The following is a 24,687-nucleotide window of genomic DNA, read 5'->3' on the forward strand; positions in this document are numbered from 1 at the left end:
GGGTCCCTCCTGCATCCTGAGCGGCTCAGAAGCTCCAGCCGCGGCCGAACAGCTCCTCGCCCGGCGTCCCGCCGCCTCCCGGACCCGCGCCGCGAGCGCCGAGGTAGGAGGAGACGACGGCCGCTCCCAGGTCCTCCGCCTCCGGGTTCACCACCGAGCCGCCGACCCGGCGGGCGAGCGAGTCGATGAAGCGCGCGAGGCCCGGGTCGTCGCCCAGGCGGAAGAACGTGGTGTGCGCGCCGAGGCGGAGCGACGCGTCGAGCTCGCGGACCGCGACGGCGACCGTCAGCGGGTCCGGCGGGTAGTCGAAGAAGACGCCGCCGTCGGGCTCGAGGTGCGCGGTCGGCTCGCCGTCGGTGACGATGAGCAGCACCGGCTGCGCGTTCGGGTGCTTGCGGAAGTGCCGGTTGGCCAGCAGCAGCGCGTGGTGCAGGTTCGTGCCCTTGTCCCACTCGGCGTCCAGGCCCACCAGCTGCTCGACGTCCATCACCTCGGCGCGTCGGCCGAAGGCGACGAGCTGCAGCGCGTCTCCGCGGAACCGGCTGCTGATCAGGGTGTGCAGGGCGAGCGCGGTGCGCTTCATCGGCACCCAGCGGCCGTCCATCGCCATCGAGAACGAGGTGTCGACGAGGAGCGCGACACAGGCCTGCGTGCGCGCCTCCGTCTCCTGCACCTCGACGTCGTCGATCAGGATGCGCACCCCCGAGCCGACCGGCCGGCCCTCGCCGGCGGTGCGGGTGAGGGCGTTGGTCACCGTGCGGGGGATGTCCCAGGCCTCGGTGTCGCCGAACTCCCACGAGCGCGTCGCTCCGGAGCGCTCGCCCGCCGCGCCCGCGCGCCGGACGTCGCGGGCGCCCTGACGGCCGGAGACGGTCTCGGCGATGTCGCGCAGGAGCGCTTTGCCGAGCTGGCGCATGGCCTTCGGGCTGAGGGCGAGGCGGCCGTCGGAGCCGCGGCGCAAAGTCCCGGAGTCGCGCAGGGCCCGCTCCAGGCGCTTCAGCGTCTGCGCGTCGACGGAGGCGTCCTCGCCGAGGCGCTTCGCCAGCAGGTCGAGGTCGAGGTCGTCGAGGGAGGAGCGGTCCGTCTGCGCGAGCTGGTCGGCGAGGGCGTCGAGGTCGGCCAGCTCCTGGAACACGCCCGTCCCGTCGCCGAGGCCGAGCCCCTGCTCGCCGTCCATCCGCTCGGAGCCGCCCCAGTCCTCGCCGGGACGGAGCCCCCGCAGGGTCTCGTCGAGGCGGCCGAGGGACTGCATGAGCTCCGGCGTGCCGAAGGCCTCCTGGGCGAGGGCGTCGAGCTCGGCGCGCTGCTCGGCGGTCATCGAGTTGCGCATCCGCTGGGCCGCCGCCGCGCGGGCGGCGAGCGCGTCGATCAGCTCGTCCACCGATTCCGGGCCCTCGGGGAAGTACTCGCCGTGCTGCTCCATGAAGGCGTCGAACTGCTCGGGGGTGTCCTCCCCGCGCGCGTGCGCCTCGAGCAGCTCGTTCAGGTCGCGGAGCATCGCGTCGATCGCGGCGCGGTCCTCGTCGCTCGCGTTCTCGAGGGCCTGCTTCATCCCCTCGAAGCGCTGATCGAGCATCTCGCGGCCCAGGAGCTCGCGGATCCGCTCGAAGTCGGCGCGCGCCTCGGGGCTCTGCCAGCGGTAGTCGCGGAGCTCCGAGACGGCCGCGGCCGGCGAGGGCGGGAGGCTGTCGAGCTGGATCTCGGCGAGCGCGCGGTCGCCGTCGTCCATCTGCGTGTCGCGGGCGAGCTGCTTGCGCTCGGCGAGGACGGCCTTGTCGAGGAGCTCGCGGATCTCGCGGAGCGTACCGTCGAGGTTGTTCCTCTGCGTGAGCTCGCGACGCCGCTCGGCGACGCGGGCTGCCAGGTCGTCCAGGCCCTCGCGGTCGCGGGTGCCCCGGCGGAGGAACTCGCGCAGGGCGCGCTCGGGCGAGGTGCCGCCCATCACGTCCTCGCCGATCGCGTCGAGGGCCTCCTTCAGGTCGACCGGAGGAGCGAGCGGATCGGGTCCCCCGTCGTACTTCGCGTAGCGCGCGTCGCGCTTCAGCCGCCGGTTGCCGCGCGGAGCATCAGCCATAGACGGCCTCGCCCCCGCCCGTCTCCTTGCTCAGCTTGCGCGAGAGGTAGAGGCCCTCGAGGGCGAGCTCGACCGCTCCGGCGCGGCGCCCCTCCCCCACGGCGTCGAGGCGCTCGGCGACCTCGTCGTACACGCGGGCCTCGCCCAGCAGCGGCAGGCCGGCCAGGAACTCGCGGGCGGTCACCTGCTCGCCCGTCGTGATCATCGCGCCGTTCTCGACGGCCTCGACGAGCGGCCCGAGGTCGACGCCGCGCAGGTGGGCGCGGACGGTCTCGGCGGTGGCCTGACGGAGCAGGTGGTCGAGGATCTCGTCCTCGCGGCCCTCCTCCCCCGCCTCGAACTCGATCTTGCCGCCGAGCACGTCGACGGCGGTCTCGAGGTCGATGGGGCGGGCGACCGCCTCCTCCTCGCCGCGGCGGGTGGCGCGGTGCAGGGCGGCGGCGGCGATCGTCTCGGCGCCGGCGATGGCGAAGCGGGCGCTGACGCCGCTGCGCTGGTCGACGGAGCTCGACTCGCGCAGGGCCCGCGTGAAGCGGGCGAGGATCTCGATGAGCGCATCGGGCACGGTCGCGACGAGGTCCGCCTCCTGCCGGATGACGGCGACCTCGTCGACGAGAGCCGTCGGGTAGTGGGTGCGGATCTCGGCGCCGAAGCGGTCCTTCAGCGGCGTGATGATCCGGCCGCGGTTCGTGTAGTCCTCCGGGTTCGCGCTCGCGACGACGAGGACGTCGAGGGGGAGGCGGAGGACGTAGCCGCGGATCTGGATGTCGCGCTCCTCCATCACGTTGAGCATGGCGACCTGGATCCGCTCGGCCAGGTCCGGCAGCTCGTTGATCGCGACGATGCCGCGGTGGCTGCGCGGGATGAGGCCGAAGTGGATGGTCTCCGGGTCGCCCAGGCTGCGGCCCTCGGCCACCTTCATCGGGTCGACGTCGCCGATGAGGTCGGCGACGCTGGTGTCGGGGGTGGCCAGCTTCTCGACGTAGCGCTCCTCGCGGGGCTTCCACCCGACGGGCAGGTCCTCGCCCAGCTCCTCCGCGCGGCGGCGGCTCTCCGTGGTGATCGGCTCGTAGGGGTGCTCACCGAGCTCGGACCCCTCGATGACGGGCGTCCACTCGTCGAGCAGGCCGACGAAGGTGCGCAGGAGGCGGGTCTTGCCCTGGCCGCGCTCGCCCAGCAGGACGATGTCGTGGCCGGCGATGACGGCGCGCTCGACCTGCGGGATGACCGTCTCGGCGAAGCCGTGCAGGCCCGGCCAGGGATCGCGGCCCTCGCGCAGGGCGTCGAGCAGGTTGTCGCGGATCTCGGTGCGGAGGCTCTTCTGCACGTGCCCGGAGGCACGGAGCTGGCCGAGGGTCTGGGTCGTCGGGCGCATCACCTCGGCAACGCTACGCCGCAGGTCCGACACGTGGTGGAGGTGCGGCGGATTCGCGGCGCGGGCTTGCGCGGGGGGCGCTTCGAGACACCGCTGCGCTCGAGGGACACCACTGCTGAGGCGGTGTCCCGGCGGGCAGCGCGGCGCCTCGGCGGTGCGGGCGGGCGCGGCGCCGCGGACGGCTCAGCGCTCGAGGCGAGGGGCGGCGGCGAGCAGGCGGCGCGTGTACTCCTCCTGCGGTGCGGCGAGGAGCGACGCGGCCGGCCCCGCCTCGACGATCCGACCCTCGCGCATCACGGCGATGCGATCGCTCATGTGGGCGATCACGCCGAGGTCGTGCGAGATGAGGAGGAGGGCGAGGCCGTGACGGCGCTGCAGGTCGTCGAGCAGGTCGAGGATCTGCGCCTGCACCGACACGTCGAGGGCCGAGACGGGCTCGTCGCAGATCAGCACGTCGGGGCGCGTCGCCAGCGCCCGGGCGATCGAGACGCGCTGGCGCTGACCGCCGGAGAGGGTCCGCGGCGAGCGCCGCTCCAGGGCGGGGTCGAGCCCCACGCTCTCGAGCAGCGCGGGCACGGAGGCTGCGCCGGCGTCGCGGAGGAGGCGGCCGACGCTCCAGCGCGGGTCGAACGAGGAGAGGCTGTCCTGGTAGACGGCGCCGATCCGCGGGCGGCGGGGACGGCGGGAGCGCTCGGTCGCTGCCGACCACGGCTCGCCGAACAGCTCGACGGCGCCCGCGTCCGGACGCCGCAGCGCCAGCACGAGCCGGGCCACCGTGCTCTTGCCCGACCCGGACTCGCCGACGAGCCCCACGGTCTCGCCGCGCCGCAGCCGGAGGTCGACGTCGTCGACCGCGACCCGCACTCCTCCGCCGGGCAGCGGGAAGCGGGCGGCGAGACCGCGGGCCGCGACCACGACCTCGCCGGGGGTCTCGGGCGGGGTCGCCGGTGCGGTCGGGTCGGTGAGCCGGGAGCCGCGCGGGCGCCCGGCGGGGACGGCGGCCACGAGCGCGCGGGCCTCGGGGCTGCGGGGCGCACGCAGCACCTCGGCCGCGGTCCCCTCCTCCACCACGCGGCCGTCGGCCAGCACGAGGATGCGGTCGGCGAGGCCCGCCACCACCGCGAGGTCGTGCGAGACCAGGACGAGCGCCCGGCCGCGCGCCTTCTGCTCGGCGAAGAGCTCGAGCACGCGGGCCTGGACGGTCACGTCGAGCGCGGTGGTCGGCTCGTCGGCGACGAGCAGCGGCGGATCGAGCGCCACGGCCGCCGCGAGGAGGGCGCGCTGGCGGAGCCCGCCGGAGAGGTCGCCCGAGCGCTCCCGCATCCGCTCGGCCGGCTCCGGCATGCCGACGCTCGCCAGGGCCTCGACCGTCCGCTGCACGCGCTCGGCCGCGGGGAGGCGGCCGTGGAGGCGGAGCACGTCGCCGATCTCGCGGCCGATCGGGCGCAGCGGGTCGAGCGAGAGCAGCGCGTCCTGCGGGACGAAGCCGACGGATCCGCCGCGCAGCCGCCGCAACTCCCGCTCGCCCGCTCCGACCACCTCGGTCCCGCCGACGCGGACGCTCCCGGTCACGGCGCCTCCGCTCAGCCCCAGCAGCGCTCGCGCGGTGACGCTCTTGCCCGACCCGGACTCGCCGACGATCGCGACGCACTCCCCCGGCTCCACGCGGAACGAGACCCCGTGCACCACCTCGACTCCGTCGAAGGCGACCCGGAGCCCCTCGACGACGACCGCGCTCACCGCGCACCCCTCAGACGCCCGCCGAGGACCGTCGTCGCGATCGTGGTCAGCACGATCGCCAGTCCCGGGAACACGGTCAGCCACCACGCGCTCGCGAGGTAGGTGCGGCCCGCGGAGAGCATCGCGCCCCACTCCGGCGCGGGCGGCTCGGCGCCCAGGCCCAGGTAGCTGAGAGCCGAGGCCCAGACGATCGCCTGGCCGACGCCGAGGGTCGCCAGCACGGCGAGCGGCCCGAAGGTGTTGGGGAGGACGTGCCGGACGAGGATGCGGACGGGTCCGTGCCCCAGCACGCGCGCCGCCTCGACGTAGCCGGAGTCGCGGATGCCGAGCAGCTGCGTGCGCAGGATGCGGGCGTACCCCGGCGCGGTCGAGAGGCCGACCGCGATGGTGGCGGGGACGACTCCGGGACCCGTGACCACGATCACGAGCAGCGCGAGCAGGAGCGCGGGGAAGGCGAAGAGCACCTCGAGTACGCGGCCGATCACGCCGTCGACGACGCGGCCGCCGAAAGCCGCGACCACCCCGAGCACCGCGCCGAGGACGAGGCCGATCGCGGTGGCGCTGGCGCCGATCAGGAGGGACGCGCCGGCCCCCGCGATGAGGCGGCTGAGGACGTCCCGACCGGACTCGTCGGTGCCGAGCAGGTGCGCGGCACCCGGTGGGGTGAAGGCGTCGCGCGGGGCGACGGCGAGCGGATCGGAGGGGGCGAGCAGCCCGGGCGCGACGGCGGCGAGCAGGAGCAGCACGACGAAGAACGCGGCCAGCACCTCGCCGGCGCGGAGGCGGGAGGGACCCCGGCGGAGCGGGCGGGCGGCGCGCAGTTCGAGCTCGCTCACGCGACCGCCTCCCGCCGGGCCAGCCGCGGGTCGATCACGCGGGTCAGCAGATCGGTGGCGAGCGTCACGACGATGTACGCCAGCGCCGTGACCAGCACGACACCCGTCACCACCGGCACGTCACGGACGGTCACCGCCGCGAGCAGAGTCCGGCCGAGCCCCGGCCTCGCGAAGATCGTCTCGACCACCACGGCCCCGCCGATCAGGTAGCCGAACGCCCAGCCCGAGAGCGAGACCCCTGGCAGCACCGCGTGGCGCAGGGCGTGGCGGGCGCGGACGCCGAACTCGCCCTCGCCGCGCGCCCGAGCGGCGAGCACGAACGGCGACTCCAGCGCGTCGAGGAGGGAGCGGCGCATCACCTGGCCGAGGAAGCCCGCCAGCGGGATCGCGAGGGTGAGCGTCGGCAGCACCAGCCCGGCGGGCGACCCGGTGCTGACCGGGGGCAGCCAGCGCAGCGCGGTCGCGAAGACGGCGATCAGCACGGTCGCCAGCCAGAAGTGCGGGAGCGCGGCCGCCGTGAGCTCGAGGCCGGACCCGACCGCGGCGGCGAGGCGGCCGCCCCGGGTCGACCAGAGGGCGGTCGCGAGCGCGAGGATCCATGCGGCGGTGAGCGCGAGCACGGCGAGCAGGAGGGTGCCGGGCAGCTGCTCGCCGAGGATCTGCGCGACGGGAGTGCGCAGGGAGTAGGAGGTGCCGAGGTCGCCGCGCGCGAGCCTGCCGAGCTGCACCAGGTACTGCACGAGGAGCGGCTGGTCGAGGCCGTACTGCTCCCGCACCGCGGCGAGCGCCTCGGGCGACGCCTGCGAGCCCGGACCGCCGAGGATCGCCTGCGCCGGATCGCCGGGGACGAGGCGGATGAGGACGAAGACGGCGGTCGCGACGGCCCACAGCACCACGAGGGCGCCACCGAGGCGGAGGAGCACGCGACGGATCATGCGGGCGGGCGTCCTCTCTGGTCGGGGCGGTGGAGGGGGGCGTCGTCGAGGTCCGCTCCCTCCGGAGCACGCGATGCGCGACCGACGGCGGCTACTCGACCAGCATGGAGGACGGACCCCTGCTGATCGAGCAGCCCGCGGAGCGGGCGTCTCGAGCTCCGCCCGTCCCGATCGCGGGGTCTCGATGCGCCGCCGCGGCGACTACTCGACCGGCGTGCGTCCGCTCATCGATCGGTGCAGGCGGCTCTCCGGGGCCGGGTCAGACCCAGGCGTCGGCGAACCAGGGGGTCGACACGGTGTCGAGGGCGACGAGGCCCTGGACGGCCGACCGGTGCAGGTAGTGGTTCTGCTGGTCGTAGAGCGGCAGGATCCAGTAGCCCTCGAGGACGATCCGCTGCGCCTGCTCGTACAGGTCGGCGCGGGCGTCCTCGTCGGTCGTGGCGCTCGCCTGCTCGAGCAGCGAGTCGAGCGCGGGGTCGGCGATCTGCGCGTGGTTGGCGAAGTAGCCGCTCGGCGCGGGGGTGATGCCCGAGGAGGAGTAGAGGATCCGCAGAACGTCGGGTCCGACCTTCGTGTACGGGGCGCTCACCAGCTCGTACTCGTTCGACGCGAGGGCGGTGTACCAGCTCGACAGGTCGAGCAGGCTGATCCGCACGTCGAAGCCGAGGGTCTTCGCCGAGGCCTGGATCTGCTCGAACAGCGACTGCTCGGCCGGGATCGACTGGTTGGTGCTGACGGGGAAGCGCAGCGTCAGCGGCGTGCCGTCCTTCTCGCGGATGCCGTCGCCGTCCGAGTCCACCCAGCCGGCCTTCTCGAGCAGGTCCTCGGCGGCGGCCGTCTCGGAGTCGGACCCGGCGTCCTCGAAGAGCGACGGGTCGGAGTACGCGGTCGCCTCGCGGCTGGACAGCGGGGAGTAGGAGCGCTCGGCGGTGCCGAAGAAGAGCGAGTCGATCGCGTCGTTCACGCCGACGCCGCGGACGAACGCCTCGCGGACGGACTCGTCGTCGAACGGCGCCTGGCCGGAGTTGAGCTCGAGGCGGTTGACCGAGCCGGGCCGGGGCGCGTCGAGCTCGACGAGGTCCGTGGCTCCGGTCGCGGCCTTCAGAGTGTCGGGCTGGGCGTTGTCGAGCACGTCGACCTCGCCCGACTGCAGCGCCGCGTAGCGGGTGGCGGAGTCGGGGATGAAGCGCCAGGTGATGCTCGCCAGGTGCGCGGGGCCCTCGTGGCCGTCCCCGGTCGGGCCGGTCGACGCGTCGTAGGCCTCGTTGCGGGTGAGGGTCACGTGGTCCTGCTTGACCCACTCCGAGACGGTGAAGGGGCCGGTGCCGACGGGCGCCTCGCAGTTCGCCTCCTCGCCGCGGGCGATGCCGGCGGGCGACTCGATCGCGGTCCACGGCTGCGCGAGCGATTCGAGCAGCGCACTGTCCGGCGCGGTCAGGGTGAAGCGGGCGACGGTCGGCGAGACCGCGGTGACGGAGGCGACCTTCGCCACGGCGAGGTAGCCGGTGGAGGACTTGGTCGCCGGGTCCTGCAGGTGCGCGATGTTCGCGGCGACCGCCTCCGCGTCGAGGGCGGTGCCGTCGGTGAAGGTCACACCCTCGCGCAGGGTGAAGTCGTAGCTGAGCGCGTCGTCCGAGACGGTCCACGACTCGGCCAGCCACGGCGTGATGGTGCCGTCGGCGTCGCGCGAGACGAGCGACTCGAGCACCTGTGTCGCGAGGAGCGCCTGCGGGTAGTTGCCGCCGACGTGCGGGTCGAGGCAGGTGGGCTCGGCGTCGCCGGACGCGTAGGTCAGCGTCCCGCCGTCGACGGGGGTGCTGGAGGCGTCGGGCGTCTCGGCGGTGCAGCCGCTGAGCAGGAGCGCGGCGGCCGCGACGGCGGCGGGGAGGGCGAGGAGGCGGGAGCGCAGCGGCATGACGTCTTTCGTGGAGGGGTCGGGGGTGCACGCGTTTCTTGGACGCGACCCAGGAAACGCTAGCAGGGCGTGGAGGCGGCGGGCGGGGATCGCTCGGATCCCTGGAGGAGCGCCCGGATCCCGCGCTGGGGAGGGATGAATCGCGCTGGCGGAGATCCCCGGAGCGCCTGTCGGTGGGGATCGGCCTCCGCTCTCCTACTGTCGACGCATGACCTCCGCCGTGCTCGCCCTCCTGTTCGGCTCCGCCGTCGCCCTCGTGGGCCTCGTGCCCTGGGCCGCCCTGCAGTACCGGCGCCGCGGCGTCCTCGGGATCGGCAACGCGGTGCTGGCCTTCGCCGCCGTGGTCTACGCGCTCGCCCTCGTCACCTACACGCTCCTCCCCCTGCCCGACGAGGCGACGGTCGCCGCCGCCTGCCGCACCGGATCGGGTCCGCAGCTGCGCCTGTTCGCCTTCGTCGGGGACATCGCGAAGGAGGGCGGGATCGACGGGCCCCGCGCGCTGCTGACGAACCCCGCGTCCGCGCAGGTGCTCCTCAACGTGGTCTTCTTCGTCCCCCTCGGGATGCTCGTCCGACACCTCGCTCTGCGCGGGCGCCTCGTCGCCGGGCTGATCGGCGGCACCGTCGCCGGCTTCGCCGTCTCGCTCCTCATCGAGGTCACGCAGCTCACGGGCGACTGGTTCCTCTACCCGTGCGCCTACCGGCTCTTCGACGTCGACGACCTGCTGGCCAACACGGCCGGCGCCCTGCTCGGCACCCTCCTCTCCCCTGTGCTCGTCGTCTTCACCCGCCGGACCGAGGGCGCGGTGCCGGAGCGGGCCCGCCCGGTCACGATCCGCCGCCGCGCGTTCGGCATGTTCTGCGACGTGCTCGCGCTGAGCCTCATCACGGGCGCGCTCGTCTCGATCACCGGGGTCGGCCTCGTGCTCGCGGGGGTGGACACGCGCTCGAGCCCCGGGGACGTGGTTCTCGGCGCCCTGCCGTTCGTCGCTCCGCTGCTCCAGCTGGTGATCGTGCTGCGGTCCGGGCGGACCCTCGGCGAGACGGTTGTGCGCCTGCGTCCCGAGCCGCGACCGTTCCTCTGGCAGCGGCTCGTGCGCTGGGCGGCGGGATCGGGCGGCTGGTCGACCCTCCTCGCCGTCGAGGGCGGGTTCTGGTCGCTGCTCGCCTTCGTCCTCGCGGCGGCCGCGCTGATCGGCCTGGTCGCGACGCGGGGCCGCCGGGGGACGGCGAACGCGCTGGCTCGCCTCGACGTCGTGGACGAGCGGGCGGAGGCGCCGTCCGCCGTCCGGAAGACGGACTGAGAGGAGCCTGCCGGACGCCTGGGCCGGCCGGTGGTCAGACCGCCGCGCGGAGCCCCTCGACCAGGTCGTGCTGCGCCTCGCGGCCGGCCCGCGTGGGCACGAGCGGGTACACGTGGACCTGCCCGACGGCCTCGTGGAGCTCGAACGGGACCGCGGCGGCCGCCGCCCGCTCGGCCAGCACATGGGCGTCCGGATTGAGGACGTCCCGCGTGCCGGTGAAGACGGTGAGGGGGCCGAGGCCCGCCAGGTCGCCGAACAGCGGGCTGACCACGGGATCGAGCAGGTCGAGGGCGCCGCGCCAGCTCTCGGCGAGGACGCGACCGCCCGGGGTGCCGAGCCAGGGATCGGTCGGCTGCACCTCGGGGATCCGCGGGTTGCTCCAGGAGAGGTCGAGCGCGGGCGAGACGAGGGTGGTGCGCGGCAGGACCACCCCGTCGTCGCGCAGGGCGAGAGCGGTCGAGAGGGCGATCTGGCCGCCCGCCGAGTCGCCGGCGAGGCAGGTCGCCCCGTGCCGCTCCCGACTCCGCAGCACCAGGGCGCGGACGCCGTCGCGCGCCTCGAGCGCCGTGCCGAAGGGCACGAGCGGGTAGATCGGGAGGGTCACCGCGACGGAGGCCTCGTCGGCGATGCGGGCGGCGAGCCACCAGTGCTGGGGCGCGATCTCGTTCACCCAGCCGCCGCCGTGGACGTAGACGACTCCGCCGCGGATCACCCGCGGGCGGATCGTGTAGACCGGCCAGGAGCCGACCTGCTCCACGTCGACGCGCACGCCGGGCCGGAGGCGGGGCGGCGGTCCGAAGGAGGCGGGACGGAGCGCGCGCTCCCGGATGCGGCGACGGGCTCCCTCCGCGCTGACGAAGGTGCGGTTCGCACGGGCGAGCCGGAGCGCGAGCGGGACGAGGGCATCGGGGACGACGAGCGGCATCGCCCGAGCATCGCGCACCCCGGTGCGCAGCGGCTGGGCGGTGACGGACTGCGCGGCTGCGGACTCCGCGGCGACGGACTCGGCAGCCGCCGACACGGCAGCCGCGGACTCCGCTGCCGATCCGCGGAGGGCGGAGGACGCAGCGCGGGCTCCGCGGACGGAGCGCCGGAACCCGCGGACGCAGCGTCGGAGACCGCGGTCGACGCCCGGGCACCCCGCGGACAGCACGACGGCCCGGCCCGTGGAGGGAGCCGGGCCGGGGCCGCCGGTCAGCGTGGTGCCTGCACGCCCGCGGAGCGCGGGTCGGAAGCGACCTCGCTGTCGCCGTGCGCTGCGGGTCAGCGGCGCCCGGCGGAGCGGCCGGCGAAGCGGGTGTAGACGAGCAGGACGATGATCGCTCCGATGATCGAGCCGATGATGCCGGCGGGCTGGAAGAAGCCGTCCATCGGGTCGTGCTGGAAGATCAGGAAGCCGAGGAAGCCGCCGACGAACGAGCCGACGATGCCGAGCACGATGGTCATGCCGATGCTGATGCTCTGCTTCCCGGGGACGATGAGCCGGGCCAGCGCTCCTGCGATGAGTCCGACGACGATGAGGCTGATGATGAGACCGAGCATGGCGGTCGTCCTTCCGTTGTGCGGGCGGGGGCCCGCTGATCGGTTCCGCGGTTGCGGGACCGGTGGCTACGCAACCACCCCGGAGGAGGCCTCGGTACACCCCTGGGGGTGTGCTCGCCCCGACGAGCCGTGCGGTAGCGTCCGACCATGACCCGCCGCGCGCCCCTCACCGTCGCGCTCGTCGACGACTACGACGTCGTCCTCACGGGCCTCGCGCACATGTTCGACCACTACCGCGATCGGGTGGTCGTCGCCGAGATCGACGCGAACGCCTCCCTCTCCGATCGGATCGACGTCGTCCTCTACGACTCGTTCGCCCAGCCGGAGTCGGACCACCACGAGATCGCGGAGCTGGTGCGCAACGAGCGGGCCGAGCACGTGGTCGTCTACACCTGGAACTTCGCGCCGACGCTCATCGCGGACGCCCTCGAGCAGGGCGTCCACGGCTACCTCTCCAAGACCCTGCCGGCGCGGGAGCTGGTGGCCGCGCTCGAGCGGGTGGCGGCGGGCGAGGTCGTCGTCAGCGATCCTCCGCGGCGGGCGGGCAGCGCACCGGGCCTCGACTGGCCTGGCCGCCACGAGGGCATCACCGACCGGGAGTCGGAGATCCTCGCGCTCATCACGCAGGGCAAGAGCAACGCCGACGTCGCCGCGCTCACCTACCTCAGCCCCAACACGGTGAAGTCCTACATCCGCAGCGTCTACGGCAAGATCGGCGCGACCAGCCGCACGCAGGCCGTCCTCTGGGGCGTCGACCACGGCTTCACCCCCGACCACCACCGCATCGACCACTGGCTCGGCGGCCCCTGACCCGCGCCCGCGGGACGCCGCTCCGGTACGCGACCCGCCGACGGACGCGCACCCGGGAGGCGTCTCGCGGGAGGGGACGGGGGCGCACGCACCGCTACGGTGTGGCCATGCCCCTCGACCGCGCGCCGACCATCCGCGACGTCGCGGTGCGGGCCGGAGTGTCCTACCAGACGGTCTCGCGCGTGCTCAACGACAGCCCCCAGCTGCGGCCGCGCACCCGGGAGCGCGTGCTCGCCGCGATCGAGGACCTCGGCTTCCGCCCCAGCGCCGCCGCCCGCGCCCTGGCGACGAGCCGCTCCGGCCTGATCGGGATCCTCGCCGCCGAGAGCCACAGCTTCTACGGCACCGCCACCGCGATGGCCGCGATCGAGCAGGCGGCGCGCGACGCGGGCTACCGGGTCCCGGTCGTGAACGCGGCGCCGGACGCGGAGTCGCTGGCCGACGGTCTCGCCCACCTGCAGCGGGAGTCGGTGGAGGCGATCGTGGTCCTCGCCCCGCAGGAGCGCGCGCTGGAGGCGATCAAGAGCCTCGCGATCGGCGTCCCCTCGGTGACGCTCGGCGCGACGGACCGCGGCGCCGACTCCCTGCTCCTCGTCGACCAGGCGGCCGGAGCACGACTGGCCACCGAGCACCTCGTCGGCCTCGGCCACACCCGCATCGCGCACCTCGCCGGTCCGCAGCACTGGGTGGAGGCGCAGGCGCGGCTCGAGGGCTTCGGCGCCGGGATGAGCGCGGCCGGCCTCGACCCCGTCGCCGTCGTGGAGGGCGACTGGAGCGCCGAGTCCGGCTACCGCGCCGGCCTCCGCCTCCTCGACTCCTCGCCCCGGCCGACCGCGGTGTTCGCCGGCAACGACCAGATGGCCCTCGGACTCCTGCACGCCTGCACCGAGCGGGGACTGCGCGTGCCCGAGGACCTCAGCGTCGTCGGCTTCGACGACGTCCCCGAGGCGGCGCACTACCAGCCGCCGCTGACCACCATCCGCCAGGACTTCGCGGAAGTCGGCCGCCGCACGATCGGCGTCGTGCTCGCGGAGCTGCGCGGCGAGGAGCCCGCCGTCGACTGCCCGGTGCCGCCGGTGCTGGTGGAGCGGGCGTCGACGGCTCAGGCCTGAGCAGCACCGGCCCCCGCCTCACCCCGCGTGCGGCAGCAGCACCTCCACGCGCCCCTCGCGCACCCGCGTCTGGAACCGCGGCTGCGGCGAGGTGGCCGGCCCCCGCAGCACCTCGCCGGTCTCGAGCGAGAAGGCGCTGCCGTGCCACGGGCAGGCGACGCACGCCTCCCCCGAGCCGTCCGCCGAGACCTCGCCCTCGTCGAGCGGGCCCGAGAGGTGGCTGCAGACGTTCGAGAGCACGTCGATCCGCTCGCCCCGCCGGAAGGCGAGCAGGGGGAGGCCCGCGACCTCCCTCCTCACCGGCGTGCGCTCGGGCAGGTCCGCCAGGGCGCCGAGCTCCTGCCAGCCCGAGGGGAAGCGGTGCGGCACGTCCTCCGCGTGGTTCGCCCCCGCCGCCTGCCGGTAGCTGAGGTGGCCGCCCAGGTAGCCGCCGCCTGAGACGACGGCGAGTCCGAGCATCCCGAGCACCTTCCCGCTCGTGGTGCGCCCGCGGCGGCGCTGCACCCACGACGCGGCGTAGAGGCCCGTCGCGACCACGTTGGCCGCCGAGTGCACCAGCCCGACGCGGGTCTGCTGCTCGTGCAGCTCCGACCAGTCGGTGAAGCCGGAGGCGGCGGTCGGCAGGACGCTGATCACGCCGACGCCGACGAGGGTCCGCGCCGCCCGCTGGTTCCCCGGCAGCAGGTCGAGCACCGCCGCCGACACCCAGGCGCCGGTGGGTACGAGGACGAGCAGCGGATGGACGGGGTGGCCGAACGGGACGCCGTGCAGCACGTCCCGCACCGGCTGCGGCCGGACCACCGCGTTCACGGCCCGCTTCACCCGGCCGACGAGCGGATCGAGGGCGGCGGCGTTCTCGAGGCGGGTGACGAGTCTGACGAGTCTGATCTCACGCATGCCTCATGCGACCAAGCGGGCGGCCCCGGCGGAAGGGGCTTGCGGCGGAGGAGGAGCAGTCGGACCCCGTCGGGCGGCCCCTCGCTTGCCGACCCCGAGCCGTTTCGCCTACGCTGACCCGGGGCTTTGTGAACGGTCACATCGCCCGAGCGAGGAGCATGATGGACCAGCGCAGGCCCACCCCCGCCGACGTGATCACGAGCGGCGCCACCGCCCTCGGCATCGAGCTCGGCTCCACCCGGATCAAGGCGTGCCTGGTCGACGCGGCCGACCCGTCCGTGGTCCTCGCCGTCGGCAGCCACGAGTGGGAGAACCAGTTCGTCGACCGCCGCTGGACCTACTCCCTCGACGCCGTCCACGCGGGCCTCCAGGCCGCCTACGCGGACCTCGTCGCCGACGCCTCGTCGCGCCACGGCGTGCAGCTCTCCTCCGTCGGGGCGCTCGGCGTCTCGGCGATGATGCACGGCTACCTCCCCTTCGATGCGGACGGCGGGCTGCTCGTCCCCTTCCGCACCTGGCGCAACACCAGCACCGGGCCCGCGTCGGCCGAGCTCACCGAGCTGTTCGGCGCCAACATCCCGCTGCGCTGGTCGCTCGCGCACCTGCACCAGGCGGTCCTCGACTCCGAGCCGCACGTCGAGCGGATCGACTTCCTCACCACCCTCGCCGGCTACGTGCACTGGCGCCTCACCGGCGAGAAGGTCCTCGGAGTCGGCGACGCCTCCGGCATGGTCCCGACCGACCCGGCGACCCGCGACTACGACCAGCGCGTCGTCGACCTCTACGACGAGCGCGCGGCCGGCGCCGTGAAGCCCCTGCGCGAGCTGCTGCCCGCCGTGCTCCCCGCGGGCGCCGACGCCGGCTCGCTCACCGCCGAGGGCGCGCTCCTGCTCGACCCCACCGGCTCCCTCCGGCCCGGCGCCCCGGCCTGCCCGCCCGAGGGCGACGCCGGCACCGGCATGGTGGCGACCAACTCCGTCGCCCCGCGCACCGGCAACGTCAGCGCCGGCACCAGCATCTTCGCCATGGTCGTCCTCGAGGGCCCGCTGGAGAGCGTGCACCACGAGCTCGACCTCGTCGCGACCCCCGCCGGCGACCTCGTCGCGATGGTCCACTGCAACAACGGAGCCAGCGAGCTCGCCGGCTGGGTCGGCCTGTTCTCGCGGTTCGCCGCCGCGTCCGGCGGACCCTCCGACAGCGACGCCGTCTACGGCACCCTCTTCGCCGAGGCGCTCGAGGGCGAGGCGGACGCGGGCGGACTGCTCGCCTACAACCACCTCGCGGGCGAGCCGATCGCCGGGCTCGTCGAGGGCCGCCCGCTCGTCGTGCGCACCCCCGACTCGCGCCTCACGCTCGCCAACTTCATGCGCGCGCAGCTCTACGGCGTGTTCGGCACGCTGGCGCTGGGCATGCGCGTCCTCGCGGGCGAGGGCGTCCGGATCGACGAGATGTTCGCGCACGGAGGCATGTTCCGCACCGCCGGAGTCGCCCAGCGCTTCCTCGCCGGCGCGCTCGACGCCCCCGTCTCGGTCGCCGCGACCGCCTCCGAGGGCGGCCCGTGGGGCATGGCGGTGCTCGCCGCCTACCGCCTGCAGAGCGGAGTCGCGCTCGACGCGTACCTCACCGATCAGGTCTTCGGCGACTCCGGCTTCGAGACCGTCGCCCCCGACGCGGACGACGTCGCCGGCTTCTCCGCCTACCTCGAGCGCTACCGCGCCGGCCTCGCCGTCGAGCAGACCGCCGTCGAGACCCTCACCGACCCGCAGAACCAGGGAGCCACCGCATGACCACCCAGACCCCCGCCGTCGAGGAGGCGATCGCCCGCGTCCGCGAGGACGTCGCGCGGCTGCACTCCGAGCTCGTCCGCTACGGCCTCGTCATCTGGACCGGCGGCAACATCTCGGGCCGCGTGCCCGGCGCCGACCTCTTCGTGATCAAGCCCAGCGGCGTCTCCTACGACGACCTCGCGCCCGAGAACATGATCCTCTGCGACCTCGACGGGAACGTCGTCCCCGGCACCCCCGGCAGCGACCGCAGCCCCTCCAGCGACACCGCGGCCCACGCCTACGTGTACCGCGAGATGCCCGAGGTCGGCGGAGTCGTGCACACGCACTCCACCTACGCGACCGCGTGGGCGGCCCGCGCCGAGTCGATCCCCTGCGTCATCACCGCTATGGCCGACGAGTTCGGCGGGGAGATCCCCATCGGCCCGTTCGCGATCATCGGCGACGACTCCATCGGCCGCGGCATCGTCGCGACCCTCAGCGGCCACCGCTCGCGCGCGGTCCTGATGCAGAACCACGGCGTCTTCACCATCGGCAAGGACGCGAAGGACGCCGTCAAGGCGGCCGTCATGGCCGAGGACGTCGCCCGCACCGTGCACCTCGCGCGCCAGGGCGGCGAGCTCGTCCCCATCCCGCAGGAGTCGATCGACGCCCTGTTCGACCGCTACCAGAACGTCTACGGACAGAACCCCACCGGAGCCATCGCATGAGCGTGTACCAGAGCATCATCCCCGACCTCGCCACCCGCACCGTCTGGTTCCTGACCGGCAGCCAGGACCTCTACGGCGAGGACACCCTCCGCCAGGTCGCCGAGCAGTCGCAGGCCGTCGTCGCGCAGCTGAACGAGGCGAGCGCGATCCCCGTGACCGTCGAGTGGAAGCCGGTGCTGAAGAGCTCCGACGCCATCCGCCGCACCATGATCGAGGCGAACTCCGACGACTCCGTGGTGGGCGTCATCACCTGGATGCACACCTTCAGCCCCTCGAAGATGTGGATCCACGGCTTCGACGCGCTCGCCAAGCCGCTGCTGCACTTCCACACCCAGGCGAACGTCGCCCTGCCGTGGCAGGACATCGACTTCGACTTCATGAACCTCAACCAGGCCGCGCACGGCGACCGCGAGCACGGCTACATCCTCAGCCGGATGAGCGTGCCCCGGAAGACCGTCGTCGGCCACGCGAGCGACGCTCGCGTCACCGAGGCCATCGGCACCTGGTCGCGCGCGGCCGCAGGCTGGTCCGCCTCGCAGAGCATGAAGGTCGCCCGCTTCGGCGACAACATGCGCAACGTCGCCGTCACCGAGGGCGACAAGACCGAGGCCGAGATCCGCCTCGGCGTCAGCGTCAACACCTGGGGCGTGAACGAGCTCGTCGAGCGCGTCGACGCCGCCACCTCCGAGCAGATCGACGCCCTCGTCGCGGAGTACCTCGAGAGCTACGATGTGGTCCCCGAGCTGCTCCCCGGCGGCGAGCGCCACGAGTCGCTCCGCTACGGCGCCGCGGTCGAGATCGGCCTGCGCTCGTTCCTGGAGGAGGGCGGCTTCGAGGCGTTCACCGACAGCTTCGAGGACCTCGGCGGGCTCCGCCAGCTCCCCGGACTCGCCGTGCAGCGCCTCATGGCCGACGGCTACGGCTTCGGCGGAGAGGGCGACTGGAAGACGGCCGTCCTCATCCGGATCGCCGCCGTCATGGGCGCCGGCCTCCCCGGCGGCACCAGCCTGATGGAGGACTACACCTACGACATGACGCCCGGCGAGGAGCTCATCCTCGGCGCGCACATGCTCGAGGTCTCGCCGTCCCTGTCGTCGAAGCGCGCCTCGCTCGAGATCCACCCGCTGGGCATCGGCGGCCGCGAGGACCCGGTGCGCCTGGTCTTCACCGCCGACGCCGGCCCCGCCGTGGTGGTCGCCCTGAGCGACGTCCGCGAGCGCTTCCGCCTGGTCGCGAACAAGGTCCAGAACGTCGAGCCGCCCCAGACGCTCCCGCACCTGCCCGTCGGCCGCGCCGTCTGGCAGCCCGCCCCGGACTTCGGCACCAGCGCCGCCGCCTGGATCACCGCCGGTGCCGCGCACCACACGGTCATGACGACGCAGATCGGCCTGGAGGCGTGGGAGGACTTCGCCCGCATCGCCGGCGTCGAGCTCCTGGTGATCGACGAGTCGACCACCCTCCGCGGCTTCGAGTCCGACATCCGCTCGAACGCGGCGTACTACCGCCTCTCCCAGGGCCTGTAGATCCTGCGAGGCCGGACGGCCGGCTCCCTGCGGGGGGTCGGCCGTCCGTCGTTCCCGGCACGCCGCCGGGTCGGGGCGGGGGCCCGCCGCCGAGACCGACCTGGATCGCGTCCGCGATCGAGGGCGGATCGTCCTCTCCGGCCCGTTCGGCGCCCGCTGCAGCGTCCCGGCCCCGGTTGCGGACGCGCTCGCAGCACGACGGAGGCCGGGAGGCCCGGACGGCCCTCGCGGGCAGTCGGTCCTTCCGGCCTCCGGGATGCAGGCGTGCGGCGGGCGGTCAGTCGCGCGAGGTCGAGAACGCCGCGTCGAAGGCGTCGGCCGGCGGCGTGATCGCGTTGAGCTTCCGCACGAAGGCCAGGGCCTCGGGGGCGCCGTCGAGGCGGTCCATGCCGGCGTCCTCCCACTCGACGCTGGTCGGGCCGGTGTAGCCGATCGCGTTGAGCGCGCGGAACACCGGCTCCCACGGAACGGCGCCGTGCCCGGTCGAGACGAAGGTCCACCCGCGGCGCGGGTTCGCCCACGGCAGGTGCGAGCCGAGGACGCCGTTGCGGCCGTCGAGGTTGGTGACCGACTCCTTCACGTGCACGTGGAAGATGTGGTCGGCGAAGTCGAGCACGAACGCGACGCTGTCGAGCTGCTGCCAGACGAAGTGCGACGGGTCGAAGTTGAAGCCGAACGAGGCGCGGTGGCCGATCGCCTCGAGGGTGCGCTTGGCGGTCCAGTAGTCGTAGGCGATCTCGCTCGGGTGCACCTCGAGCGCGTAGCGGACGCCGACCTCCTCGAAGACGTCGAGGATCGGGTTCCAGCGGTCGGCGAAGTCCTGGTAGCCGGCGGCGATCCACTCGTCGGAGGCGGGCGGGAACATGGCCACGCCCTTCCAGATCGACGAGCCGGAGAAGCCGTTGACCTGCGTCACGCCGAGCGCGGCGGCGAAGCGGGCGGTGTCCTTGAGGTCCTGGGCGGCGCGCTGCCGGACGCCCTCGGGGTCGCCGTCGCCCCAGACGCGGTCGCTGAGGATGTCGCGATGGCGCTCGTCGATCGGGTCGTCGCAGACCGCCTGGCCGGTGAGGTGGTTCGAGATCGCGAACACCTGGAGGCCGTTGCGCTCGAGGATGTCCTTCCGGCTCTGCACGTACTCCGCGTCGTCCCAGCGCGCCACGTCGATGTGGTCGCCCCAGCAGGCGATCTCGAGGCCGTCGTAGCCCCACTCCCCCGCGAGGCGCGCCACCTCCTCGAAGGGGAGGTCCGCCCACTGGCCGGTGAAGAGGGTGATCGGTCGCGTCATCGCGGATTCCTAACTCTCGACTCCCGCGCGCCGTCGCACCGGGAGAGGTAATTTGAGGGTTCACGCAACATATCAGGCACTCCCGCGAGCCCGAAAGGAACCGATCATCGCCCCGATCGCCGGCGCACTGTCGCGCACGCCCACCCTCGTCACCGCCACTGCGGCCCCGACCTGGGAGGAGGGCCTGATCGTCGGCAGCGGCCGCGTCGGCGCCGTGGTGCACGGCCCGGCCGACTCCCTGACCGTCCCGCTCGCCCACGAGCGCTGGTTCCTCCCCGTCAATCCGCGCCCGGACGCGCCCGACCTCGCCGGCGTCCGCGACGAGCTGCGCGGCGCCCTGCTGGCCGGCGACTCCGACACCGCCACCGCCCTGCTCGCCCGCGCCGCCCGCGACAGCGGCTACGACGGCGGCCTGATCTGGACCGACCCGCTCGGCCTCTGCGCGACCGTCACGCTGCGCACCCCCGGCGGCGTCGCCTCCGCGGTCCGCCTGATCGATCCGCTCGGCGGCGAGGCCGCGGTGGAGTGGACCGACGAGGACGGCGGCCGCCACGCCGTGCGCCTGCTCGCCCCGCACGGCGGCGAGGGCGTCCGGCTGGCGCTGGAGTCCTCCGCGGACACCGTCGTCACCGTCGAGCTCGCGCTCGGGGCCGGCGAGGCGACCTCCTTCGACACCGGCGTGCCCGACGCCTCGGCCGTGGTCTCGTCGCACGTCGAGGGCGGCGCCTCCGCGGTGCTCACGGCCGAGGCGGGCGAGGGCCCGACCGCGATCCGCGCCGTGACGCGGGCGACGAGCGGAGCGACGTGGCGCGTGGCCGGGGGCGCCGCCGTCTCGGACGTGGAGATCTCCGCGGGGGTCGCCCGCGTGCTCCGGCTGGACGTCGCGATCGGCGCGGCTCCCGACGCCTCCGCCGACCTCTCCTGGGAGGAGCTGCGCGACGCCCAGCGCCAGGGGCACGGCCGGCTGGTCGGCGCCTCCGTGCTGGATCTCGACGGCGCCTCCGACGCCGAGCTGACCGAGGACCTGTGGGACGCCGCCCGCTCCGGAGACGCGGGCGCCCGTCGCCGCGTGGTCGAGCTGGCCTGGCTGAGCGGCCGGGCCAACATCGTCGCGTCGACCGGCGAGCTGCCGCCGACGCTGCAGGGCGTCTGGCAGGGCACCTGGCGGCCGGCCTGGTCGGCCGACTACACACTGAACGGCAACGTGCAGAACGGCGCGATGGCCGGGATGATCCCGACCGGCACGCCCGAGCTGGCGCTGTCGATCCTGGAGCTGGTGCTGCCGCACCTCGACGACTACCGCGACAACGCGCGCCTCGTCTACGGGTCCGAGGGGATGCTCCTGCCGTCGCGGATGTCGACCCACGGCCGCGCCGACCACTTCGCGGCGAGCTACCCGCACCTCTTCTGGACGGGCTGCGGCGGCTGGGTGCTGCGCCTGGCCGCCGACGCCGTCGCGGCCACGGGAGACCGCGGCATCGTCGACGACCGGCTGTGGGAGCTGGCCGAGGGCGTGCTGCGCTTCGCCGAGACCGGGACGACCGTGGTCGACGGGGTGCGCCGGATCGTCCCCTCCTACTCCCCCGAGAACACACCGGGTGGTGCGCGCTCGCCGATAGCGGTCGATGCGACGATCGACGTCGCCGTGCTGCGGGACGCCGCGCGGGCGACGGCGCTGCTCGGCCGGGCCCGCGGCGACGACTCGCTCGATGAGCGCTGGGCGCGGGTGGTGGCGGAGCTGCCGGAGTACCGGGTCGCCGAGGACGGCACGCTGGCGGAGTGGATCGACCCTCGGTTCGCGGAGGAGATCGCGCACCGGCACGCGTCGCAGCTGTACCCGCTCTGGTACGCGGGCGACGCTGCCTTCGAGGGCCCCGGCGCCTCCGCGGTGCGGCTGCGGGCCGCCGCGGCGGCGACGGTGGCGGCGAAGATCGCGTGGCGGGCCGAGGCGCCGACCGCTCCTCCCGGGCGGATGGAGATGGCGTTCGGGCTGGTGCAGGTGGGCGTCGCGGCGGCGGCGCTGGGTGACGGGGACGCGGCGCTGACCTGCGCGGAGTGGCTCGCGGTCGAGCACTGGTCACCGACGCTGACGACCCGGCACGACGCGGGGCGGATCTTCAACCTCGACGCCAGCGGCGGACTGCCGGGGCTCGTGTCGGCGATGCTGCTGGGATCGGATGACGAGACGCTGACGGTGCTGCCGGCACTGCCGTCCGCGTGGGCGCGGGGTGCCGTGACGGGGCTGCACGCGCGCGGCGGGGTGGTCGTGGACCGGCTGGAGTGGTCGCCGGGACGGGCGTCGCTGTGGGTGCGGCGGGTGCCGAGCGCGGAGTGGCTGGCACCGGCGGGCGGGACGCGGGTGCGCACGCTGCGCGACGCAGTGCTGCGGGTCGACGGGCGCGAGGTGTCGGGCGGGCTGGAGCTCGGTGCGGAGGCGGTGCGCGTGGACGTGGAGTGGCGCGGCTGAGGGCACTGCGGAGGGTACGGCTGCAGCACGCGGAACGGGCTCCGGTCCGCCGACGGAGGCGGAGCAGCGCACCGGGTGTCGTCCCGGCTGGCCGCCGGACCCGCCGTGTGGCTGCGTCGACGAGAGGACGAGACGCGAGCCGGATGCGGTGGGTGGGGTCAGCTCCGCGAGTGCCCGTAGCGGTCGTAGACGCGGTTGCGGGCCGCCCGCTCGGCGGCGGGCAGGCGCTGCGCGTCGGCGATCTCGTAGACGCCGAAGGTGTCGCGCAGGCGCGAGGCCGGGTCGACCTCGACGAAGGTGCACCAGGGCAGCCAGTGGTGGTGGCTGCGCAGGGTCTGGGTCGCGAAGTCGCCGCTCTCGTGGCCGAGGCCGGGCATCGCGTAGCCGATGCTGCCGTCGACGTCGGTCGACTGGCGGGTGTTGCGGTGCAGGAACTCGGCGAAATCGAGGTAGTGCTCGTCGCCCGTGATCAGGTGCAGTCGGTAGTAGCTGTACGAGCAGGCCGCCATGTAGACGTCGGCGCCGCCGCCGAGGGTGATGATGCTCTGTCCGCTGATCGAGTACCGGTTGAAGGGATGCGCCCAGGGCGCGCGGACCGGGAAGGACCACGCGTAGGTCCAGGTCTCCGTGTAGTCGGCGGCGCGGACGGCGCCCTCCAGCCAGCGCGGCTCCTCCGTCAGGTCGTACAGCGCGAGGAAGCCGAACAGCCCGTAGATGCCTGCCTCCTTGTCCTGGATGTCGGCGTTGTCGCAGGTGCCGCCGCGGTACTCCAGCGTGCGGTGGATGTTCGCGAACGACCACTCGCCGGCGCGCACGGCGGACGCGAGGTAGCGCCCCTCCCCCGTCACGAGGTGCAGCTGCACGAGGAAGCGGATCACGCTCGGGGTGTTCGAGCGCGAGTCCATCCGCACCGAGCCGTCGGCGTTGTAGGCGCGGTGGAAGCTGCCGTCGGCGTCCTGCACCTCGAGCAGCCAGTCGGCGGTCCGCCGGCAGAACTCGAGCCAGAGCGGGCGCTCGTCGCCGAGGTCGCGCAGGTGCAGGTAGGCGTCGAGGATCGCCTCGACGCCGTCGGCGAGCATCCGCAGGTAGTGCGGGTACGGCTCGAAGCCGCCGAGCGAGGGGTTGAAGCACATCCGCGGCGGGCCCGACTCGGGCAGCGCGGTCCGCGCCCAGAAGTCGACGATGCCGACGCCCTGCTCGAACGCCTCCGGCACGCCCTCGCGGTCGCCGTAGCGCAGCAGCTGGTAGCCGATGCCGGGCTGCTGCCCGACGAAGCCGAACTGGAAGGAGACGCTCGAGACGTCGAGGTCCGGCAGCTGGCAGGCGAACGGCAGGCCCCAGGAGTCGCCGTAGCGGCGGGTGAGGCGCTGGAGGATCGCCATGCCGTGGTGGAAGTGCCGCTCGTTGTCGACCTCGAACAGGTCGTCGCGGAGCCGGGCGTAGGTGCTGCGCCAGGTGGCGCGCATCATCGTCGCGAAGTCGTCGTACCGACCGAGGTCGACCGCGACGGCGTAGCGCTGGCGGAAGCCGACCTCGACCGGGTGGTTCACCCGCTGCAGGGCCTTCGGGGCGGCGTCGTAGTCGAGGCCGGAGTAGGGGTTGTCGATCGGGCGCTCGCCGTCGACGCCCGGGTGGACGTAGTCGATCGACAGGCCCGCGGGCGGCACGTCGAGCGGGGTCCGCACGCCGAAGCCGTAGTAGAGGTAGTTCAGCGTCGTGCCCTGCGGGCGGCTCAGGCCGATCGAGCCGACGGTGCACTCCGGGTCGGTGAAGTTCTCCGAGCGGACCACGTCCAGGCGCGGCAGCGTCGCGTCGGCCGCCCAGCGCGAGAGCGCCACGGTCTCGCCGGTCGCGAGGCTCTGCGCGGCGAACAGCGGCAGCGCGTAGTGCGTCTCGGTGCGCCAGAAGTACTCGCTGCCGGGGTCGCGGCCCATCGCGTCGGCGGGCCCGAAGGCGTTGTCGCGGTACCAGGCGCCGGGGGCGAAGCACTCGTAGTCGCGGAGGTCGTCGGACCCGGTCAGCCCGAGCGAGACGGCGGTGGAGAAGCCGAGGTCGCCGCCGGCCGCCAGCACCTCGACGTCGCGGTGCACGGAGAAGCCGTCGCCCGCGACGCGCCAGACGTCGGTGACGGCGAAGGCCGACCCGGAGCGGACGGTGATCGTCCCGCTCGCGGTGATCGCCCCCTCCGACAGCGAGACGTCGTCGTAGGGCGCGCCGGAGTACTCGCTGATCGCGGCGACGGTCTTGACCGTGACGCGCAGGGGCCGGTCGTTCGCGTAGAGGACGCGCTCGCCCTTGAGCACCTCGAGGCCGCCCGCCTCGACGCGGAGGGTGTAGTCGCCGGAGCGCAGTTCCACGGTGGTTCCTTCCCGGAGGGTC

At 74.2% G+C, this 24,687-nt stretch carries 18 protein-coding genes; 7 read left to right on the forward strand and 11 right to left on the reverse strand.

Annotated features, from left to right (window positions below; translation table 11 throughout):
• Nucleotides 1-25: 25 nt before the first annotated feature.
• The 6 genes from C5C54_RS03095 to C5C54_RS03120 all read right to left on the reverse strand — a co-directional run bounded on the left by C5C54_RS03095 (nucleotide 26) and on the right by C5C54_RS03120 (nucleotide 8,875).
• Nucleotides 26-2,074: a VWA domain-containing protein gene (locus C5C54_RS03095; protein ID WP_104287762.1), complete on the reverse strand. Its 2,049-nt coding sequence runs from the start codon at nucleotides 2,072-2,074 to the stop codon at nucleotides 26-28.
• Entirely contained in the window at nucleotides 2,067-3,449 is a 1,383-nt protein-coding gene (locus C5C54_RS03100) for a magnesium chelatase (RefSeq protein ID WP_104287763.1), read from the reverse strand. The genes C5C54_RS03095 and C5C54_RS03100 overlap by 8 nt, the downstream gene beginning before the upstream one ends.
• A gap of 183 nt (nucleotides 3,450-3,632) precedes the next feature.
• The gene (locus tag C5C54_RS03105) at nucleotides 3,633-5,189 is read right to left on the reverse strand and encodes an ABC transporter ATP-binding protein (protein WP_104287764.1); all 1,557 of its coding nucleotides are present in this window, start codon (nucleotides 5,187-5,189) and stop codon (nucleotides 3,633-3,635) included.
• Complete coding sequence (locus tag C5C54_RS03110; RefSeq protein WP_104269115.1) at nucleotides 5,186-6,025, reverse strand: ABC transporter permease; 840 nt, start codon at nucleotides 6,023-6,025, stop codon at nucleotides 5,186-5,188. The genes C5C54_RS03105 and C5C54_RS03110 overlap by 4 nt, the downstream gene beginning before the upstream one ends.
• A complete protein-coding gene (locus C5C54_RS03115) occupies nucleotides 6,022-6,960 on the reverse strand; it encodes an ABC transporter permease (RefSeq protein WP_104226048.1) in 939 nt (312 codons plus the stop codon). Before C5C54_RS03115 ends, C5C54_RS03110 begins: the two co-directional genes overlap by 4 nt.
• 259 nt (nucleotides 6,961-7,219) lie before the next feature.
• Nucleotides 7,220-8,875: an ABC transporter substrate-binding protein gene (locus C5C54_RS03120; protein ID WP_104272950.1), complete on the reverse strand. Its 1,656-nt coding sequence runs from the start codon at nucleotides 8,873-8,875 to the stop codon at nucleotides 7,220-7,222.
• Between the two features lie 208 nt (nucleotides 8,876-9,083).
• Here C5C54_RS03120 and C5C54_RS03125 point away from each other — a divergent pair, with 208 nt between their 5' ends.
• Entirely contained in the window at nucleotides 9,084-10,178 is a 1,095-nt protein-coding gene (locus tag C5C54_RS03125; RefSeq protein WP_104272949.1) for a VanZ family protein, read from the forward strand.
• 34 nt (nucleotides 10,179-10,212) lie between these two features.
• Here the strand turns inward: C5C54_RS03125 and C5C54_RS03130 are convergent, their stop codons facing one another.
• Together C5C54_RS03130 and C5C54_RS03135 are read right to left on the reverse strand one after the other, a co-directional pair.
• Nucleotides 10,213-11,199: an alpha/beta hydrolase gene (locus C5C54_RS03130; RefSeq protein WP_258063193.1), complete on the reverse strand. Its 987-nt coding sequence runs from the start codon at nucleotides 11,197-11,199 to the stop codon at nucleotides 10,213-10,215.
• A gap of 242 nt (nucleotides 11,200-11,441) precedes the next feature.
• A complete protein-coding gene (locus C5C54_RS03135) occupies nucleotides 11,442-11,720 on the reverse strand; it encodes a GlsB/YeaQ/YmgE family stress response membrane protein (RefSeq protein ID WP_104287765.1) in 279 nt (92 codons plus the stop codon).
• A 147-nt stretch (nucleotides 11,721-11,867) separates the two neighbouring features.
• On the opposite strand from C5C54_RS03135, the gene C5C54_RS03140 reads away from it, so the two are divergent.
• On the forward strand, nucleotides 11,868-12,530 hold the full coding sequence (locus C5C54_RS03140; protein ID WP_104225041.1) for a response regulator transcription factor: 663 nt from the start codon (nucleotides 11,868-11,870) through the stop codon (nucleotides 12,528-12,530).
• Between the two features lie 107 nt (nucleotides 12,531-12,637).
• On the forward strand, nucleotides 12,638-13,642 hold the full coding sequence (locus tag C5C54_RS03145) for a LacI family DNA-binding transcriptional regulator (RefSeq protein ID WP_104287766.1): 1,005 nt from the start codon (nucleotides 12,638-12,640) through the stop codon (nucleotides 13,640-13,642).
• An 18-nt stretch (nucleotides 13,643-13,660) separates the two neighbouring features.
• Here the strand turns inward: C5C54_RS03145 and C5C54_RS03150 are convergent, their stop codons facing one another.
• The gene (locus C5C54_RS03150; protein ID WP_104287767.1) at nucleotides 13,661-14,539 is read right to left on the reverse strand and encodes a Rieske 2Fe-2S domain-containing protein; all 879 of its coding nucleotides are present in this window, start codon (nucleotides 14,537-14,539) and stop codon (nucleotides 13,661-13,663) included.
• Nucleotides 14,540-14,700: 161 nt separating this feature from the next.
• On the opposite strand from C5C54_RS03150, the gene C5C54_RS03155 reads away from it, so the two are divergent.
• Genes C5C54_RS03155 through araA form a run of 3 tightly spaced genes read left to right on the forward strand, consistent with a single transcriptional unit; the run spans nucleotide 14,701 to nucleotide 18,556 of the window.
• Nucleotides 14,701-16,326, forward strand: coding sequence for a xylulokinase (locus tag C5C54_RS03155; protein ID WP_104248018.1), 1,626 nt, complete (start codon nucleotides 14,701-14,703; stop codon nucleotides 16,324-16,326).
• Nucleotides 16,323-17,033: an L-ribulose-5-phosphate 4-epimerase gene (locus C5C54_RS03160; RefSeq protein WP_104224687.1), complete on the forward strand. Its 711-nt coding sequence runs from the start codon at nucleotides 16,323-16,325 to the stop codon at nucleotides 17,031-17,033. The genes C5C54_RS03155 and C5C54_RS03160 overlap by 4 nt, the downstream gene beginning before the upstream one ends.
• Nucleotides 17,030-18,556 (forward strand): L-arabinose isomerase, encoded by a 1,527-nt coding sequence (gene araA / locus C5C54_RS03165; RefSeq protein WP_104267736.1) that lies wholly within the window; start codon nucleotides 17,030-17,032, stop codon nucleotides 18,554-18,556. Before C5C54_RS03160 ends, araA begins: the two co-directional genes overlap by 4 nt.
• Nucleotides 18,557-18,833: 277 nt before the next feature.
• Here araA and C5C54_RS03170 read toward each other — a convergent pair whose 3' ends face one another.
• Nucleotides 18,834-19,841 carry a sugar phosphate isomerase/epimerase gene (locus C5C54_RS03170; RefSeq protein WP_104226056.1) on the reverse strand — a complete coding sequence of 336 codons (1,008 nt, stop codon included), beginning with the start codon at nucleotides 19,839-19,841 and terminating at the stop codon, nucleotides 18,834-18,836.
• Nucleotides 19,842-19,893: 52 nt separating this feature from the next.
• On the opposite strand from C5C54_RS03170, the gene C5C54_RS03175 reads away from it, so the two are divergent.
• On the forward strand, nucleotides 19,894-22,308 hold the full coding sequence (locus tag C5C54_RS03175; protein ID WP_146078775.1) for a glycoside hydrolase family 95-like protein: 2,415 nt from the start codon (nucleotides 19,894-19,896) through the stop codon (nucleotides 22,306-22,308).
• A gap of 158 nt (nucleotides 22,309-22,466) precedes the next feature.
• On the opposite strand, the gene C5C54_RS03180 is transcribed toward C5C54_RS03175, so the two are convergent.
• Nucleotides 22,467-24,665, reverse strand: coding sequence for a hypothetical protein (locus C5C54_RS03180; protein WP_104287786.1), 2,199 nt, complete (start codon nucleotides 24,663-24,665; stop codon nucleotides 22,467-22,469).
• Nucleotides 24,666-24,687: the final 22 nt, after the last annotated feature.

It is taken from the genome of Rathayibacter sp. AY1F2, assembly GCF_002930885.1.
GTDB lineage: Bacteria > Actinomycetota > Actinomycetes > Actinomycetales > Microbacteriaceae > Rathayibacter.

Coding starts and splice junctions, on each gene's coding strand:
- C5C54_RS03150 (WP_104287767.1), bottom strand. CDS start 14,539: ATGCGTGAGATCAGACTCGTCAGACTCGTCACCCGCCTCGAGAACGCC.
- C5C54_RS03160 (WP_104224687.1), top strand. CDS start 16,323: ATGACCACCCAGACCCCCGCCGTCGAGGAGGCGATCGCCCGCGTCCGC.
- C5C54_RS03100 (WP_104287763.1), bottom strand. CDS start 3,449: ATGCGCCCGACGACCCAGACCCTCGGCCAGCTCCGTGCCTCCGGGCAC.
- C5C54_RS03095 (WP_104287762.1), bottom strand. CDS start 2,074: ATGGCTGATGCTCCGCGCGGCAACCGGCGGCTGAAGCGCGACGCGCGC.
- C5C54_RS03140 (WP_104225041.1), top strand. CDS start 11,868: ATGACCCGCCGCGCGCCCCTCACCGTCGCGCTCGTCGACGACTACGAC.
- C5C54_RS03120 (WP_104272950.1), bottom strand. CDS start 8,875: ATGCCGCTGCGCTCCCGCCTCCTCGCCCTCCCCGCCGCCGTCGCGGCC.
- C5C54_RS03115 (WP_104226048.1), bottom strand. CDS start 6,960: ATGATCCGTCGCGTGCTCCTCCGCCTCGGTGGCGCCCTCGTGGTGCTG.
- C5C54_RS03155 (WP_104248018.1), top strand. CDS start 14,701: ATGGACCAGCGCAGGCCCACCCCCGCCGACGTGATCACGAGCGGCGCC.
- C5C54_RS03135 (WP_104287765.1), bottom strand. CDS start 11,720: ATGCTCGGTCTCATCATCAGCCTCATCGTCGTCGGACTCATCGCAGGA.
- araA (WP_104267736.1), top strand. CDS start 17,030: ATGAGCGTGTACCAGAGCATCATCCCCGACCTCGCCACCCGCACCGTC.
- C5C54_RS03125 (WP_104272949.1), top strand. CDS start 9,084: ATGACCTCCGCCGTGCTCGCCCTCCTGTTCGGCTCCGCCGTCGCCCTC.
- C5C54_RS03145 (WP_104287766.1), top strand. CDS start 12,638: ATGCCCCTCGACCGCGCGCCGACCATCCGCGACGTCGCGGTGCGGGCC.
- C5C54_RS03170 (WP_104226056.1), bottom strand. CDS start 19,841: ATGACGCGACCGATCACCCTCTTCACCGGCCAGTGGGCGGACCTCCCC.